This is a genomic window from Lactiplantibacillus paraplantarum (assembly GCF_003641145.1).
In the GTDB taxonomy this organism is placed as follows: domain Bacteria; phylum Bacillota; class Bacilli; order Lactobacillales; family Lactobacillaceae; genus Lactiplantibacillus; species Lactiplantibacillus paraplantarum.
The window spans coordinates 1,828,235-1,844,919 of the sequence record NZ_CP032744.1 but is presented as its reverse complement, the minus strand read 5'-3'; the positions used below and the strand labels follow the sequence as shown (position 1 = coordinate 1,844,919).

The following is a 16,685-nucleotide window of genomic DNA, read 5'->3' as shown; positions in this document are numbered from 1 at the left end:
ATTGAGCATGAAGCAAACTGAATTAGACGTAATTATTAATTTACACAATAAATGGCTGAACAACGAGACCGGCGGTGAGCGTGCCGACTTATGGTGTGCTGACTTACGGCGTGCCAACTTAAGGGGTGCCGACTTATGGTGTACCGACTTAAGGTGTGCCGATTTAAGGGGTGCTGACTTAGAGGGTGCCAACCTAAATTGGGTCAACTGGCACGAATCAACCGGCCTTAAAGTGTACGTAGCTGGCTTGCAAAGCTCGCGCGATAATGCTCAATTAACTTATATCCCGTCGCTAGATGTGGCAACGACTGGCTGTTACCAAGGAACATGGACGGAACTTAAGCAACGAGTGGCTGATGAATACAAAGACCAAGACGAACGTATCTATAAGGCCTATCAGCTGGCAATTGATTACATCGAGGCTCAAGTGGCATTGGATAAAGCGTTCGGGGAGGATTGAGCATGATTATTAAAATTAACAATGATTATCAAGTTGATGCACAGAAATACAATAATTGGGTGCTGCAACGTATTACGGACAGTAAAGGTGGTCGATTAACGGATAGTGTTGGTAAGCCCATACCGAAAGCGATTGGCTATTACCCAGATTTATCATCAGCGTTAAAGGCAGTCTATACACAGCGACTTATTGACGATAACGAAGTTTTAAAAATTGATGAATATTTAAGTTTGTTGGCTAAAACTAATCGTGAACTTTCAAAAAATATCGATTTTTTAAATGTTGGAGGTGGCAACGATGATTAAGTTTAGAGCATGGGACAAAATTCAGAATAAAATGCTGTTACCTGACAATATTGAATTTATTCATGGTCAAGCCTATTGGGCAGAGGCTAGTACTGATGGACAGGACGGGTACTCAAACGATGGCGCAGTTGATGGAATTGACGCACTGTTTAAGCTTGAGCAGTTTACCGGCCTGAAAGACGTGGACGGCAAGGATATCTACGAGGGCGACATTTTAGCTACGTCATCTATGATATATGGGAAAAACATTACTGACTATTTAAAAGTCGAATGTCGAGAGGATTACGCAGGATTCTATTGTGGGGAGAAGCCGTTATTTGCTTGTTTGGGTGAATGGGACAATGATATTAAATTTCCACAAACCTATCCTGAAATAGTTGGCGACATCCATCGCAATGCTGATTTGTTAGAACACTGATTTTAAAGTGTTTTTAGGATGAGTATTCAGTTTTACACTTTTTATCGAAAAACGTAAACAAGGAACTGACAAAAAATGATGTACAGTAACAATCTAAAAATCAGAGAGCGAGTGTATAAATGTTTACAACAGAGAATGCTAGTGGTGAAGAAGTAGTAATTGTCTTTAGTAAAGTGGCGATGATTTCTTAGATTAAAGAACATTATCAAGTTAACTTTATTGGCACGGATGGTTACTGGGTTGACCTGAGTGGCGAAGAGTATCACTTGTTCTTGACACAGTTTAATAACTGGTTAACCATGAATTGAAAATTGAATCATAATAGTCATTAATTAAAAGAAAAGAGTGATTATTATGAAGCAAGTTTTACAAGTAACAGTACCGGTTCAAATTCCAGATAGCATGAAGTTGATACCAGATGATATGCATGGGTTTGAGGGAGAAAGTCTTATTGGACGTACATGGACGTCAAAAGATTTGCGTAAATGGTGCGGCAATAAATCTTGGGGTTGGATATTAGATAATATTATTTATAACCCAAAATATAGTCGTGAGATTGGTTATATGGAACAGCACCATCAATTGATTCATAGAGGGGTTAAAGGCAGCCCTTGGCGTTTTAAAGCTCGTGTAATGGCTGAGTTTTTAGATAGGCACTGGGAGGAATTGCCATGGTAATTATTTGAAAGGGTGATAGAGTTGGATCAAAAATCAATTCAACAAATAACGAAGTTGGTGACAGAGCTAGTTCGCAACGAACGCAAGCGACAATTTGCTAACGAGCAGACTTGGCGAGTTAAAAACACTAAGTTGCTATTGAAAAACTATGATATTCTCACGGAGCACTCCAAAGATATTGATACGGATATTGATCAGTATCTTAAAGATGTGTTCTCACAGGATGATTTAAAAATCCGTAGTATTGTGGGTTATAAGGCACGAACCAAGAAAATGATGGAGTACACAGACTTAATGCTGCAGGCCTATCACAGCTACGCTAGTAAGCGTGATATGGCAGTGAAGCGGCGCTATTTTGTAATTCAAAACATGTATATCAATCCACAAAAATGGACGTTTATGAAAATTGCTGACTATTTTAATGTGTCGGAAAAAACCATTAAGCGTGATCAGAAAGAGGCAATTCAAGAGTTTTCAATTTTCTTGTTTGGAATTGTGAGCCTCGAAGAAATGGTTGGATAATTGTCCCTTATATGTCCAGACAATGTCCCTTTTTAGATGTTATATTAATAGCGTAAATGAGTGGGTTCTTTAATTGTGTAAATAAAAAGCTGTTAAAAAGTCTAAATTGATTAGGCTTCTCGACAGCTTTTTATTATTGCTTAATAATATCATTAACTTGTTCTGTTGTCTTATTGTTAAACAATGTTTCGGAGTTACGGGTAAGTATTTGTGACCATGTATTATCAGTGAAATTATTAGTAATTGAAAATTTACATTGTGGACAAAAATGTTCATATCTACCCAAAATGATAGTTCGTTTAGTTACCAAGTCCTGTGCACATTTAGGACATCTGAGATTAGATATACCTTGAACAAAGATACGGTTATCAAAGGAGTATGAAAGATAGACAGTGAATGCAACTTCGCCCGGTTTTTTGACAGTAATTGTACTTCTAGTTTGAGGTATAAGACTATAATCTGGGAAATACTGTATTTTATTTATTCGATGAATGTTATATGACCGTGCTATCAGTAAAAGAAGACCAATTATTATTATTGTCATCCATATTTTATTATCATAAATAATGGAAAATGATTGAATAATGGATTTATTTGGAATAAACATATAAAATACTGCAGCATTTGAGCAAAGCCAAATTATTGCAGTACATAGTAGAGATGATAATGAATTCTCTAAAATTTTTTGAATTATCTTTTTCATGATATTTTCTCCTAGAATGACTAATTAGTTACATTATATCTGAAAAGAGTATGACGGTACAATAAGCCGGTAAAGTCCGATTACTGTTCTTCAAACTGGTTCTCACTTAACGGTGACATTTTTTGGAGCTTTTAGGAGAGCCAGGTACATACTTGTGTGTTTAAAAATTTGAAACAACGTAATCGCATAATACAGTGCGGTTTGATATAGTTGAGTCAATTAAATTAAAGATGTGGTGAAAATATGAGACATCCTGGTGAAATTTTGAGGCCCGAGGTTGATAGTTTTGGAATAGCATCAATTGATGAACGTTACTCTGAAATGAATGATAGCTATAACGAGGAACGTTACGGGGAATCTGTTAATTATGCGCGAAGCATGATTGAATCAACTTGTAAATGGGTATATAAAGCACTTAATGATGAGGATATTGATAAAGATAGGTATCTTAGTCTGAATAAATTAATCAAGGGTACACTAAGCTCCTTGAGTTCAGAGTTAGCGGCAAGCGAACAATTTCCAACGGTATTCGATAATGTGATTGATATTGTTACTGAGATAGGAAATTTACGAAATTTAACTTCAGTTTCACATGGATCAGCGGTAAGATCACAAACTATAACACCCGTCGAGGCCAGGTTTGTTATCTTTGCAGCAGAAGATATAACTTTGACGTTGTTAGATCTCTTATTCAATAAGACACATTCTTTAAAGAAGAATGCGGTACATTCCGTTATTGACCCTAAAGGAATGACAAAGATTCGTGAAGATGATAGCTTTGTTACCTATAAGTTAGATGGTAACACTTCTTTGGGTACAGGGACTGAATTTACAGTGTTCAAGAATTGTAATGTTATTAATCAGGTGATTGTTACCTTGCCAAAATGGGTCGATGCTAGCTCAGATCAAGAGTTTATGTCTGAACATATGCGAGATTACATGGAGGATGATGCAATAGAAAAGGGTAAAAAGGGAATTAGCGGTTATATGTACTATTCTGCTAAGAAGGATTTCTTGTATGAGGTACAAGTTGAGGATAATGTAATTTATATTACTAATGTTTAACTTTTTAAGGTGGTTTTCAGATATGTAGCATTTGAAACTGCCTCTTACTCATATAACATAGTAGAAGCTTTATATATAGTTGGATTAGATAGGGAGTGATGTGGTATGTACCAAATTGATATAACTGAGTATTTAGAGAACAAAACTGACCGAGAGTCCTTTGGAGTAACGAGTAAGGAGATATTTGTTGACTTAATGCGTCAAGTTGAGATGAAGTTTAGTGATTCAAAGATTGATTGGAATTCTTATATGAATCGTCTCTCAACTGGTAAGCGTAATGTTTATGAAATTGATTTATGGCAAAAAAATGACAAAGGAATTTGGTCGATGATTGAACACCATGAGTTTATCAGCAACACTGAAATAATTTCTTTTTTGAGGGCTAATACCAAATAAAAGCTAGCGTCCTTCGGAGGGCTTTTAATTTGGAAAACAAACTATCATTGATATATCAAGCTTTTTAGTGATATGGATTTAACTGAGAAAAGAAAGAGAATGAATTTAAACTAATAGCATGCCTTCAAACTAGCTCTCGCTTAATGGTGGGAGTTTTTGTATAGTTATATTAGTTTGGAGGAGATTGTGATGGAAATAGGTTCATTGGCGGAATGGTTTTCAGGAATTGTAGGAGCATTGGTGCTAGTTTACACAATATATCAGTCTAAACGGAGTAAAAAGGTTAGGTTAAAGATAACTTTCCATAATTCTTTAACGGCTGTTGAAGGTAAAAAAGAATTTGAAATTCCTGTTTTAGTAACTAACAAGTCGCCTGAAAAGATTGCCGAAATCGATAAGGTGATGCTTTTTGCTACCATGCCAAGTCAACCATGGAAAGATACAACGGGATTAATTATTTCTTCACATGGAAAGATGTACCAAAATGAAAAATATGGTGCCAGTCTAGTTCCGGGAGAAACAAATCAATTTTGTATGTCACGTGATTTATTTTTAATGAACTTAGATGCATATTGTGAACAGCACGAGACAGATTATGGGATGTTAGGATTTTTGATTGTCGTTACTGAGCGATCAGGAAAGTCTGTGAAAAAGAAAATAAAAAATTTTAATTTACAATGGTATTTAGATGCTGAACCCCAAAATACCAACGAAAGTTAGAATTTAATACATAAAATCAATAGAAAGCAGGGTGTGGTGGTATGTAATGGATAAACGAAAACAGGCAGGTAGGGATTACTCTTCAGGGATGGCTTACAAAGACATCTCAGCTAAGTATGGTGTGCCAGTCAATACGCTCAAATCGTGGCGTACCCGCGACGGCTGGAAGAAGGATGCATCTGCAATCAAAAAGGTGCAACCAAAACGAAAAAAAGATGCACCCAAGGTTGCACCTAAAATAGTAGATGAATTAGAGGCAAACAACGAGCTGACTGAAAAGCAGAAGTTGTTCTGCCTCTTTTATTTACAGCGATTTAATGCAACTTGGGCGTACCAGCAGGCTTACAGAGTTGATTGGAATACAGCCAATGTGAATGGTAGTCGGATGCTAGTGAATGCTAGTGTAAAACGGCAGTTGACTGAGTTGAAGAAGCAACAACAATCTGACTTGTACTTTGACCTTCAAGATATCATCCTTGAATTGCGCCAGCAGTCTAAGTCGGATGTTCGCGATGTGGTTAGCTTTAAAACAGTGAAGCGTTTGCGTTGGACTAAGATTAGAGATAAAACGGGTCCCTATGAGGATGACAACGGGCACTATCGCATGGATCCTGATATTGACCCAGAAACAGGAGAGCAAGCGTGGTATTACGAGAATATAGTAACCTTGGAAGATAGTAATCAAATTGATACGAGCAATGTAAAGTCAATCCGGATTGACAAAGGTGAGGCCGTGGTTGAAATGTATGATAAGCAGAAGGCGCTTGAGACGCTTGCTAAGTATGCTGATGTTTACACAACTCAGCAGGAATCACAGGGCGTTAAGATTGACGATAATATCGAAGGAGATGATGAAGATGAAACGAGTGAGCTTAAAGACTAAAGTAGCAACATCTTTCTACAATCTTCACGTTGATATTAAGCATCGTCGGCATTCAAATTATTGGCTGTCCGGTGGCCGTGGATCAACGAAGTCAAGTTTCGTTTCAATTGAGGTCGTATTGGGAATCATGAAAGACCCAGAAGCGAACGCCGTAGTACTACGGAAAGTTGCAAACACGCTGCGTGATTCAGTGTTTGACCAGTATCTATGGGCCATCGATGTATTGGGCGTTGAAGACTATTGGAAAGAGTCTGTTAGTCCGATGGTATTAACTTATATGCCGACTGGCCAGCAGATTCGATTTAAGGGTGCTGATAAGCCACGTAAAATTAAATCACAGAAGTTTAGACACGGCTATACTAAGTTTAAACACTATGAAGAAGTTGATGAGTTCGGTGGCTGGCCGGAAATTCGTTCTATGAATCAGTCGCTTAATCGTGGTGGTAGTGACATCATCACCTTTTATAGCTACAATCCGCCAGCGAGTCAGAATAGCTGGGTGAATAAAGTGACTGACAGTGAAGGCCTGCGCGGCGATACATTGGTGCATAAATCCGATTATCTTAGTGTTCCAAGAGAATGGCTTGGTAAAGAGTTCATTGCGGATGCCGAGCAGTTAAAGGAGGATAACCCCAAAGCGTACGCCCATGAGTATCTCGGTGAGATTACTGGGACGGGCGCTGAGGTATTTAACAACATCATTAAGCGGCGCATTACGGAACAGGAATTACAAACATTTGATAACCCAAGACGAGGACTTGATTTCGGTTTTGCCAGTGATCCATTGGCATACGAGCAAGTCTTTTTTGATGTCGCACGGCACCGGCTATACATCTACGCAGAAGTTTACCAGGTTGGGTTGAAGAACCAGAACGCCGTGGATTTAATCAAACCGTATGATCCCGAAAACAAGCCAATCACTGGTGATTCTGCTTCACCCGGAACGATTGCTGAACTTCGGGACATGGGGCTGCCGGTGATTGGTGCCATTAAGGGGCCGGGAAGTCGTGACCAGGGATTCAAATGGCTACAAGACTTACGTGAAATCATTATTGATCCGGAGCGTTGTCCTAATGCTGCCCGTGAGTTCACAGCCTATGAGTTAGAACGCGATAAGTATGGTGAATTAAAAGCAGAATACCCCGATGGTAACGACCACAGTATTGATGCTGTTCGGTATGCCATTGAGTCAATCATGCGGAAAGGAGGTTTCAAGCCTTGGAAACAAAAGCGATGATCCAATTGTTAAAGAATACCGACGGGCGACGAACTCGGTTTAACCGTCACTACAGTACAGCCTTGCGCTATTACCACAATGAAAATGATATTACATTGCGAAATGATGGTGAGTCTAAGACTAAAGAAGAAGGCAAGGAAGCCGAGGACGGCCCATTACGTCATGCTGATAACCGGGTTAGTAGTAATTATGCTCAGCTATTAATTGATCAGGAAGCGGGCTATCTTGCAACGGTGCCACCGGCAATTGACGTTGAGGACGACAATCTTAACGATAAAATCAAAAATACGTTAGGCGACAACTTTAACCTGCGTCTGAATCAGTTAGTAGTTGATGCTAGTAATGCTGGTGTTGGTTGGCTTCATTATTGGATTGATGATGACAAGCAGTTCCGTTATGGTATTGTGCCGCCTGATCAGGTTACTCCCATTTATAGCAGTGACCTCGATCGTAAATTACTGGCAGTGCGGCGTAGCTACAAAGAGCTGGACCCAGATACCGGTAAGCAATTCAATGTTCACGAATATTGGACGGCTAAAGATGTAACAGTGTTTAAGTCCAAGCTGTCAGACTATAGTGATCTGGAAACGATTGACGACCGATTCCCAACTTATGATGTATCAACTGGTGATGAAGTGGGTGCTGGTGCCGTATTTGACCATGGGTTTGGCCGGGTACCCTTTATTGCCTTCCCTAAAAACAAGGACCAACGCCCAGAGTTGTTGAAGGTCAAGGGGTTCATCGATGTGTTCGATAACGTTTATAACGGCTTCGTGAACGACATTAACGACGTACAACAAGTTATTTTAGTGCTTACCAATTATGGTGGCACCGACTTGTCAGAGTTTATGAAAACCTTAAAGCAGGACAAAGCGATTAAGATGGATAACCTCGGCCCAAGTGATAAGTCTGGCGTTGACAAGTTGACTATCGACATTCCAGTTGAAGCTCGGGACAACGTTTTGAACCGTACTGACAGCAAGATATTCGTAGATGGGCAGGGCATTAACCCGACAGATTTTAAAGCAATCGGAAATGCTTCTGGAACGGCTATTCGTGCATTATATGGGCATCTTGAACTTAAAGCGTCTAACACTGAAGCTTATTTCCGAGATGCACTTAGCGAGCTTGTGCGGGCTATTATGGGCTGGCTGGGTGTTAGTGATGCTGACAGTCGCCCAATTAGTCAGACGTGGACTCGCACAGCTATCCAGAATAGCTTGGAGCAAGCTCAGGTCGTGGCGCAGGTCGCCCAGTATTCTAGTGATGAGGCTGTTGCTAAGGCCAATCCAATTGTCGATGACTGGCAAGAAGAGTTGAAGAATCGGCAAGATGATATTGTGGCGCAAGATGGCTACGGTAATCCAGATGCTGACGACCAGCTAGGCGGTGAGGACGATGACCAAACTTAGTTATTGGGAGAAGCGTCATTTGCGCGTTAAGCAGCGAGCAATCAAGAATACGCAAGCTTATGAGAAGGCACTGCAACCCGGATTGAACGGCGCCTACCGTGAGATTGCCAAGGAAGCCAGCTCATGGGTTGATAAGTATGCCGCCAATGAGGGGTTAAGTTCTGATCAAGCCATTAAGGCATTGGACGGCATCAAGACCAAACATTGGCAGAATACGCTAGCGCAGTTCGAAGCTAAGGCCAAGACTGGAGGGTATGAACAGGAGTTAAACAGTGAATATTATAAGAGCCGCTTAGCGCGTCTGTCAGCGCTTGAAGACCAAATGCGTAAACTTACCCGTGGGCTAGCCAAGAAACATGCTAGCAGTATGGAAACAGCGTTGACGAAGCAATATGAAGACACTTATATGCGGACTACGTTTAATGTTCAGCAACAGCGTGGCGCGTTTACTTCGGATTTCGCTCATTTCAATGAGGCCCAGCTTCAAACAGTGGTATCTCGGCCATGGGCTAAAGATGGCAAGGACTTCTCACAACGGATTTGGAGGAACTATCAGCAAGAACTGCCTAGTTATTTAATGGATTCGCTGTTTCGTGCAACTGTGATGGGTTGGGGCGTTGATAAAGTTGCCCAACGAATGCACGCCCAGTTCCAAGATGTGAAGCGAAATCAGATTCATAACCTGGTGCAATCTGAATTAGGCCATATCCAAGAAGAAGCAACCGCTAAGAGCTACGAAGAAAGCGGTATTGATGCTTACGAATATATGGCAACGCTTGAAAGTCATACTTGTAACATATGCGCTAAGTTAGACGGTCAACATTTTGCGATGAAAGACCGGCGAGTTGGCATTAACTACCCCTTGATCCACGCTCGGTGCCGCTGTACGACAGTACCGTGGATTGCGGATTTACCCGATGTGGGTGAACGTTGGATGCGTGATCCTGAGACTGGTAAAGGTAAGTTAATTGAGAATGCTACCTATGCTGATTGGTGGAAGGAATATGGAACTGCCAACAGGGTTTGGAATAATGGTGACATTACTCAAATGTTGAGTAAGAAGCCGATTGCCCGTATCAGTGAGTTAACTGCTGCTCAGCTTGAAGGCATGATAATTCAGGTTGAACGGCAAAGGCCAGACGTACCGGACGATATTTATCATGGTGCCTACCGCCAAAATATGTTGGACTATGCCCACCAACTGGGCTATGATGTTAAACCAACTATTATTAATTGGAAGGATTCGCTACTAATTCCTGATAGTGCGAAAATTTATCGTTATACTGATCGAAAGCAGCAATTGTTGCGGGGTCCGCTGGAGTATTCGACAACCAACAATTCTCTTAATGGACGGGGAATATATTTTGGTGCAGATTATCAGTATACTACCAAAAAATATGGCTATTCGCCTAATGAACTTGTCACTGGTACAATGGCAGCGGATAGCGTTATCGTAAATCAATTTGAGTTTCAGGCTGCATTGCAAAAACAAATGCAAATATATGGAATTAAAGAGAAAGTACAGCCACTGGTTGGCGAGATGTTATTCGATTACGTTGCAATGGGCTTAGGCGTTGATGGGTGGTATAATTCAAATGGTGATAAGTTTGTCGTATTGAATCGAGGAAAGGTGGGAATTATTGATGAAAATAAATGAGATCAACCCAGATGTTCGAGAATTCCTATACTATCGGTTTAATGAACAGCAAGAAGCTGCGGGTATTGACTATAATTCACCTGAAATGGAATCCTTTCGTAACAATTTAGAAGTAAATAATTTTACAGCTGAGATTAAATATAGTTATTACAAGTATGCGCCTAATGTTCAGGAATGTTTGGACAAGGCCCGTAAAATCACCGAAGATCATTGGAATGTGAAAATTGAATGGCAATAACCAATAGATAGTTCCACCAGCACTCCATCACCGGTTGAGTGCTATTTTTATACCTAAATTGTCCCGAACAAGACGTAAAAAGGTTCTTTTGTTTTACACAAGTGGTGGTGCAACCACGTACAAAAAGCGTAACGGAGGAAAACAAAAATGAAACGTGAAAAACTAACAGAACTGAAACTTACCGAGGAACAAATCAAGGCTGTTATGGATATCAACGGCGAGGATATCGAAAACGCCAAGGTTAAAGCCAGTACTGGCATTGAAGCCTTGCAACAAGAAAACGAAACTTTAAAAGGTAACGTGGCTAGCCGGGATAAGGATTTGAAGGGCCTTAAAAAGCAATTAGGGGATAACGAAGAGTTGACTAAGCAAGTCACTGATTTACAAGCCAAATATGATGAGGACACTAAAGCATTGACCGCTCAGCTTAACCAAACCAAGTTGAACGGCGCATTGAATACGGCGCTGACTGGTGCTAAAGTACGTAACCCTAAAGCCATCAAGGGCTTGCTTGATATGGATAAGGTGAAGCTAACCGATGATGGCAAGCTTGAAGGTGTCGATGATCAGTTAGCAGCGCTTAAAAAGTCCGATGGCTATTTGTTCGACGAAGGTAAGCAGGGACATTACGAACCAAACGGTGGGAGTGGCCCGCAAGATCCAGATCCCGCCCAAGCAATGATCGACGCATTTAAATCTTAGGAGGAAAACAACATGGCAACAATTAATTATGCAGATGCCTACCAACAGGCGATTCAACAATCTTTTTACGACGGACATTTATTCTCAGCAGACTTATGGAACTCACCGTCAAATTCATTAATTAGCTTTGATGGTGCTAAACATATCAAAGTCCCACGGTTAACGATTGATGAAGGTCGGCGGGACCGTGCGCGGCGAACCATTACAACACCTTCTGCAAACTATTCAAATGATTGGGATCCATATGAACTTAAAAATGAGCGGTATTGGAGTACCTTGGTTGACCCATCAGATGTGGACGAATCTAACTATGTGATCTCGATGGCGAATATCACGAAGCAATTCAATCTTGATGAAAAGATGCCAGAAATGGATCGCGAAATGTTTTCTAAGCTATATCAACGTAAAGCAGACGCGAACGATGGCGGCATTCAAACTGATACATTAGATGAAAAGAACATCTTAACCGCGTTCGATGACATGATGGTCGGAATGGACGAAGCCCGTGTGCCACAACAAGGCCGAATCTTATACCTGACGCCAAAGAACAACGCCATTCTTAAACGTGCTGAAGCAATGAACCGTGAAATGGTCTTGAAAGACCCTAATAACGTTCAACGCACTGTTTATAGCCTAGATGATGTAACAATTGTGGTTGTGCCATCTGACTTAATGCAAACGGCTTTCGACTTCACGGTTGGTTCCAAACTTAAAGCTGATGCTAAGCAAATTGAAATGTTCTTGATTTCAAACGGAATTCAAATCGCACCGCAAAAGTACAGTTTTGCTGGCTTTGACAGTCCATCAGCTATGAATTCTGGGAACTTCTTGTATTACGAACAATCATACGATGATGTTTTCATCTTGAAGACCAAGACCAAGGGGATTGAATTTGTTGTGAGTGATAAGGCTCCGGCAGAAGGCACAGTGCAAACATTGGCTAAACCAACCGATTCAAGCACGGTCGAACAAATCAAGGCTTATTTAGACCAAGAAGGAATTCAATACGATGCTAGTGCCGTTAAAGCTGATTTATTAGCACTCGTTAAGTAAAGGTGGGGTAAGCATGGAACAATTACCGCGGCGGCCAGTGTTATTGGCCCAACTAAAGAAGCTATTGCCGAAGCCTGACGGGAATGATGGCTATGATGATGTTTTAAGTTATGTGCTCGATAAGACGATTATGGATGTGGCAAATTATTGCCATGTTGATCCGATTGCCTTATCAGAACATCTGGATAGCACGATTGTAGCGATGTGCATGCAGTATGTCGGCACCCATCAGTTGTTAACGCCACTTGACGAGCAGTCGGGAGATGTTGATAGTATTTCCGAGGGTGATACCTCCGTTAAGTTTAAATCGCCATCACAAGCCTATCTGGAGCTGCAGGAAGCCAATGTAATTAGCGATAACTTTTTGGCGACTCTGAATAGTTACCGGGTGGTGAAACAATGAATGGTTATAAGCGCATGGCAAAAGTGTTGCCCAAACTATGGCATGATCGCGTAACCATTACCGGTGTGCGGGAAGTTGAAGATGGGCCATTCACAACCACCGAAGACGTGGTTATTTGTGAAAATCGCCCGGCAAAAGTGGTACTGTCAGGATTGAAAACCAGCGAACAATCGTTCTATGGGACTGATTTGTACGACGCCAAGCTCATTATTGATAACGGGGTTAAGGTAGCTGCTGGTGATTTGATTGCCGTCACTGATGTGAATGGCAATGTGACCCAGTATAAGCGCGCTAGCAGGGGGTATACGGGCTATGAGACCCATCAAGAAGTAGCGATGGTTCGTGATGAGAAGGCTAAAGAGGTGGCAGCTAATGAGTTGGGGAACGATTGATGATGCTGAATTCAAAGAATTTGCGAAGAAGGTTCAAACGGAGGCCAATGCCGAAATTCTTAAATCGCAGTTGGAAGAGAGTGTAAAACGAGTTGGTGCACAAATACTCAAAGGAGTCAAAGCCAAAACACCGGTTGACACAGGGACGCTTCGACGTGGTTGGGAATTGAAAGGGCCAACAGTTAGTGCATCCGTGATTACGTTGACGGCGCTAAACAACATCGAATATGCGCAATATATCGAAATGGGACATAGAACTCGTGGCGGTGGTTGGGTTCCTGGGCAGCACATGCTGATGAAAACAATGTTTGAGGTTGATGACCAAATGACGTCATTGTTGACCCCTGCACTACAAAAGTTCTTATCTAAGCTCTCATGAGGTGGTTCAATGTCATTTAATGTAACGAAGCGAATTGCTACACAGTTGGCTCAACTTGTTCCAGGGTTGCCCATTTATCGTGAACAACAACGAGGTGGTTTTCAAGAGCCATCTTTTTTTGTGGAAAAGTTGCCAACTGCTATTATGCCAAACCTATTCGGTATCCAAGTGCGAGATAATCACTTTCAATTGGTGTATTTTCCAGACCCGGAAAACCCGAATGAAGATATGGAAATGATGGAAGAATTATTAGCTGATAATTTTGTTCAGTTAAATGATTTCGCAGGGATCACAAACCGAAACTTCGACCACAACGATGGGGCGTTACTGATGACATTCACTGTCAGTTTCCGCGCGGTACCTGTTGATGATGGCACGAAACAAGAGACGATTGATTATCGAGGAGGGACAAAACGTGAGTGAAACCAAGAGAACAGTAAAGCGAGCCAAAACGGTTGTGCCAAAGTTTGATAAGGCCGACTTGTTAATGGCGAGTGCGTTCACGAAGTTGGAAGTCGATATTCTCAAAGTTGTTTTGGAAGAAGATAAACAATATTCGTTAGAACAAGCTAAAAGTGAAATCAATAAATTTAAGGAGGCAATTTAAATGGCAGGCGGAATTTGGAAGACACAAAATAAGGTACGACCTGGCGCATATATCAATGTCAAAGGGGTGCCGGAACAACAAACTGATACGACTACTGGCCGTGTATTAATGGCAAACGGTGTTGATTATGGTTGGGGCGCTAATGGGGTCATTGAGCTATCTGGAGATAGTGACTTTCGCGCACTGATTGGTGTTGCTCAGACGGATTCTAAGGCGATTACAATTCATGAAGCTTTAAAGGGAGCCGTAACTGTGTTACTAGTCAACGACAATGCTGGTACTAAAGCAACAGTGGCTGATGAAGGCTTGCCATGGACGCTTACAGCTAAATACGCAGGTGTACGTGGTAATGATCTGACTGTCAGTGTGTTAAAAGACCCGACGGACGAGACGAAAATTACAGTTACAACGCTTCTAGGAACGTCTGTAGTTGATCAACAGGCAATTAAGAGTGATGGTTCAGTGCCACTGCTGTCTAATGATTATATTGATGTTGTTACCGCAGATGAAACGGCAGGACCAACCAAATTGGCAGCATTGACTGGTAAGACCACGTATAAGCTGACGGGTGGTACTAGTGAAAAGGGCGACATCACGACATTATTGTCTGACGCCATGGAGACTCGCTCATACAGTGTCGTCACGACGGCCGGCTATCCAGTTGATACTGAGATTCATGCCTTACTTGCGAACCTTGTACAGCGGATGCGTGATGATGAAGGGTACAAGGTGACGGGCGTTGTACCAGCTTTGACGACCGACACCAAGTACAATTCGGAAGCCATTACAGCTGTTGTCAATGGCGTGACATTAATGGATGGCACGGTCTTGGACGCAACTACCGCAGCCGCATATATTGCAGGAGCATCATCTGCGCTTGATGGTAGTGCCTCGTTGACGTATGCCGTTTATCCGGATGCACAAGATGCGACACCTCGCCTTTCAAATACAGCAATCATTGATAATTTGAAAGCAGGACACCTCGTATTTAGTGTGAAGCGAGATGGCGATGTGGTTATTGAAGAGGACATCAACAGCCTGGTTCAATTTACTGATGACAAGCCAAGCTATTTTGCTAAAAACCAGGTCATCCGCACAATCGATGGCATTGCGAATTTGACGCAAACAATTTTCGAAAACCAGTTCATTGGTAAGGTCAACAACGATGACACTGGTCGCGACCTATTCAAAGCAAACCTTGTGGCTCAACTGGATACATTGCAAAATGGTGGTTCTATCACTAATTTTGTGGCTGATGATGTAACTGTGGCAGAAGGCCAAACTAAAGACTCCATTGTGGTAGATTTAGCGGTTCAACCAAACGAAGCAATGGAAAAATTATACATGACGATTACTGTTCAATAGGAGGGTCTAAAACATGGCTGAAAACACGACAATCGGCTCGTTCCTTAATGGGCGCGATACGATTTCAACTAAGGACGCGAAAATTTATATCACTATCAATGGCAAGGTTATTCCATTGATTGAAGCAAATAAATTTAGCGCCAAGCTAGAAAAAAATAAGGAAGATGTGCAGACACTTGGATCACGTTGGAAGCACAAAAAGACTACGAGTGTGGAAGGAACTGGGACGTTAGGTGGTTACCTAATTAGTTCGAACTGGTCTAAGTATGCTTTACCATACATCAACGGTGGCAAAGACTTGTACTTTGAAGCGACTTTAACAATTAATGATCCTACCAGCGCAGCTGGCACTCAAACATTACATTTCACTGACGTCAACTTAGATGATGTTCCGTTTGCTGATTTTGAAGCGGATGACGATGTAATGCAATGGGAATCTGATTTTACTTTTGAAGGCGTTAGCCTAATTCAGGCATTCACTGGATTCGATTTATAGGAGGAATTACAACATGACCGAAGAAAAGCAACAACGTAGTGTATCTAGCTTTCTGAAACAAAATATGGCGTATGAACCAGCAACCAAAGAAGTCGCGTTCAAGCGCTTTACTGAGCCGTTTGTTATTCGAGAGATTACTAATAAAGAAATCGATGGATTACGAAAGAAAGCCACTCGTCGGCGTAAAAATCCGGCAACGGGTCAAATTGAGGAGACTCAAGACCAGGAGCTGTTTGGCGAACTACTTGTCACAGCTTCGGTCGTGTTCCCTCCGTTAGATGATCATGAACTTCAAGAAAGCTATGGTACATTAGCTGATCCAATCGGGACGTTGAAGGAAATGCTGAAAGTTGGTGAAATGACTGATCTTAGTGGTGAAGTCATGAAACTGTCAGGTATCAACCAGGAAAACTTGAAGGATTTAACGGATGAAGTAAAAAAATAATTCAAGACGGTGAAGGTGCAGATTTTTCATACTATTTCTATACGATGAATAACTTCAACTGGACCCCGTCACAGTACACAGCCCTAACTATCCGAGAAAAGGCACTCGTGATCGCTGGGATTGACATAAGAGTTAAGGAAGAACGACGT

24 protein-coding genes are annotated in these 16,685 nt (G+C 41.5%); 23 read left to right on the top strand and 1 reads right to left on the bottom strand.

All coding sequences use genetic code 11. The features are described 5' to 3' along the window. The first annotated feature begins 7 nt into the window (after positions 1 to 7). The 5 genes from LP667_RS09020 to LP667_RS09000 all read left to right on the top strand — a co-directional run bounded on the left by LP667_RS09020 (position 8) and on the right by LP667_RS09000 (position 2,383). On the top strand, positions 8 to 460 hold the full coding sequence (locus LP667_RS09020) for a pentapeptide repeat-containing protein (protein WP_056988244.1): 453 nt from the start codon (positions 8 to 10) through the stop codon (positions 458 to 460). A 2-nt stretch (positions 461 to 462) separates the two neighbouring features. Continuing rightward, positions 463 to 765: a hypothetical protein gene (locus tag LP667_RS09015; protein WP_180992842.1), complete on the top strand. Its 303-nt coding sequence runs from the start codon at positions 463 to 465 to the stop codon at positions 763 to 765. Continuing rightward, positions 758 to 1,183 carry a YopX family protein gene (locus LP667_RS09010; protein ID WP_082618895.1) on the top strand — a complete coding sequence of 142 codons (426 nt, stop codon included), beginning with the start codon at positions 758 to 760 and terminating at the stop codon, positions 1,181 to 1,183. Before LP667_RS09015 ends, LP667_RS09010 begins: the two co-directional genes overlap by 8 nt. Before the next feature lie 354 nt (positions 1,184 to 1,537). Further along, entirely contained in the window at positions 1,538 to 1,861 is a 324-nt protein-coding gene (locus LP667_RS09005; protein ID WP_056988245.1) for a DUF771 domain-containing protein, read from the top strand. Between the two features lie 21 nt (positions 1,862 to 1,882). Next, entirely contained in the window at positions 1,883 to 2,383 is a 501-nt protein-coding gene (locus tag LP667_RS09000) for a hypothetical protein (protein ID WP_056988246.1), read from the top strand. A gap of 133 nt (positions 2,384 to 2,516) precedes the next feature. Here the strand turns inward: LP667_RS09000 and LP667_RS08995 are convergent, their stop codons facing one another. Further along, the gene (locus LP667_RS08995) at positions 2,517 to 3,086 is read right to left on the bottom strand and encodes a hypothetical protein (RefSeq protein ID WP_056988247.1); all 570 of its coding nucleotides are present in this window, start codon (positions 3,084 to 3,086) and stop codon (positions 2,517 to 2,519) included. 243 nt (positions 3,087 to 3,329) lie between these two features. Between LP667_RS08995 and LP667_RS08990 the strand changes: the two genes are divergently transcribed. The 18 genes from LP667_RS08990 (at position 3,330) to LP667_RS08905 (ending at position 16,536) form a co-directional block, all read left to right on the top strand. Further along, positions 3,330 to 4,151 (top strand): abortive infection family protein, encoded by an 822-nt coding sequence (locus LP667_RS08990; protein WP_056988248.1) that lies wholly within the window; start codon positions 3,330 to 3,332, stop codon positions 4,149 to 4,151. Between the two features lie 105 nt (positions 4,152 to 4,256). After that, positions 4,257 to 4,547: a hypothetical protein gene (locus tag LP667_RS08985; RefSeq protein ID WP_056988249.1), complete on the top strand. Its 291-nt coding sequence runs from the start codon at positions 4,257 to 4,259 to the stop codon at positions 4,545 to 4,547. 189 nt (positions 4,548 to 4,736) lie between these two features. Further along, positions 4,737 to 5,267, top strand: coding sequence for a hypothetical protein (locus LP667_RS08980; protein ID WP_056988250.1), 531 nt, complete (start codon positions 4,737 to 4,739; stop codon positions 5,265 to 5,267). 46 nt (positions 5,268 to 5,313) lie between these two features. Further along, positions 5,314 to 6,150, top strand: coding sequence for a terminase small subunit (locus LP667_RS08975; protein ID WP_056988251.1), 837 nt, complete (start codon positions 5,314 to 5,316; stop codon positions 6,148 to 6,150). Beyond that, a complete protein-coding gene (locus LP667_RS08970; RefSeq protein WP_225366473.1) occupies positions 6,125 to 7,387 on the top strand; it encodes a PBSX family phage terminase large subunit in 1,263 nt (420 codons plus the stop codon). The genes LP667_RS08975 and LP667_RS08970 overlap by 26 nt, the downstream gene beginning before the upstream one ends. Beyond that, the gene (locus LP667_RS08965; RefSeq protein WP_056988253.1) at positions 7,369 to 8,799 is read left to right on the top strand and encodes a phage portal protein; all 1,431 of its coding nucleotides are present in this window, start codon (positions 7,369 to 7,371) and stop codon (positions 8,797 to 8,799) included. Before LP667_RS08970 ends, LP667_RS08965 begins: the two co-directional genes overlap by 19 nt. After that, complete coding sequence (locus LP667_RS08960; protein ID WP_056988254.1) at positions 8,786 to 10,456, top strand: minor capsid protein; 1,671 nt, start codon at positions 8,786 to 8,788, stop codon at positions 10,454 to 10,456. The genes LP667_RS08965 and LP667_RS08960 overlap by 14 nt, the downstream gene beginning before the upstream one ends. Then, entirely contained in the window at positions 10,443 to 10,694 is a 252-nt protein-coding gene (locus tag LP667_RS08955; RefSeq protein ID WP_056988255.1) for a hypothetical protein, read from the top strand. The genes LP667_RS08960 and LP667_RS08955 overlap by 14 nt, the downstream gene beginning before the upstream one ends. Before the next feature lie 147 nt (positions 10,695 to 10,841). After that, entirely contained in the window at positions 10,842 to 11,396 is a 555-nt protein-coding gene (locus LP667_RS08950) for a phage scaffolding protein (protein WP_056988256.1), read from the top strand. Between the two features lie 12 nt (positions 11,397 to 11,408). Next, entirely contained in the window at positions 11,409 to 12,449 is a 1,041-nt protein-coding gene (locus LP667_RS08945; protein WP_056988257.1) for a hypothetical protein, read from the top strand. A gap of 13 nt (positions 12,450 to 12,462) precedes the next feature. Next, positions 12,463 to 12,852, top strand: a complete 390-nt coding sequence (locus tag LP667_RS08940; RefSeq protein ID WP_056988258.1) for a head-tail connector protein — start codon at positions 12,463 to 12,465, stop codon at positions 12,850 to 12,852. Continuing rightward, positions 12,849 to 13,244: a hypothetical protein gene (locus LP667_RS08935; RefSeq protein ID WP_056988259.1), complete on the top strand. Its 396-nt coding sequence runs from the start codon at positions 12,849 to 12,851 to the stop codon at positions 13,242 to 13,244. The genes LP667_RS08940 and LP667_RS08935 overlap by 4 nt, the downstream gene beginning before the upstream one ends. Beyond that, positions 13,225 to 13,623, top strand: coding sequence for an HK97 gp10 family phage protein (locus LP667_RS08930; protein WP_056988260.1), 399 nt, complete (start codon positions 13,225 to 13,227; stop codon positions 13,621 to 13,623). Before LP667_RS08935 ends, LP667_RS08930 begins: the two co-directional genes overlap by 20 nt. A 9-nt stretch (positions 13,624 to 13,632) precedes the next feature. Further along, entirely contained in the window at positions 13,633 to 14,046 is a 414-nt protein-coding gene (locus LP667_RS08925) for a phage tail terminator family protein (RefSeq protein WP_056988261.1), read from the top strand. Then, positions 14,039 to 14,230 (top strand): hypothetical protein, encoded by a 192-nt coding sequence (locus LP667_RS08920; RefSeq protein ID WP_056988262.1) that lies wholly within the window; start codon positions 14,039 to 14,041, stop codon positions 14,228 to 14,230. Before LP667_RS08925 ends, LP667_RS08920 begins: the two co-directional genes overlap by 8 nt. After that, positions 14,231 to 15,595: a phage tail sheath C-terminal domain-containing protein gene (locus LP667_RS08915; protein WP_056988263.1), complete on the top strand. Its 1,365-nt coding sequence runs from the start codon at positions 14,231 to 14,233 to the stop codon at positions 15,593 to 15,595. A 13-nt stretch (positions 15,596 to 15,608) separates the two neighbouring features. Continuing rightward, complete coding sequence (locus LP667_RS08910) at positions 15,609 to 16,091, top strand: phage tail tube protein (RefSeq protein WP_056988264.1); 483 nt, start codon at positions 15,609 to 15,611, stop codon at positions 16,089 to 16,091. A gap of 13 nt (positions 16,092 to 16,104) precedes the next feature. After that, positions 16,105 to 16,536, top strand: coding sequence for a phage tail assembly chaperone (locus LP667_RS08905; RefSeq protein ID WP_056988265.1), 432 nt, complete (start codon positions 16,105 to 16,107; stop codon positions 16,534 to 16,536). The last annotated feature ends 149 nt before the right edge of the window (positions 16,537 to 16,685 follow it).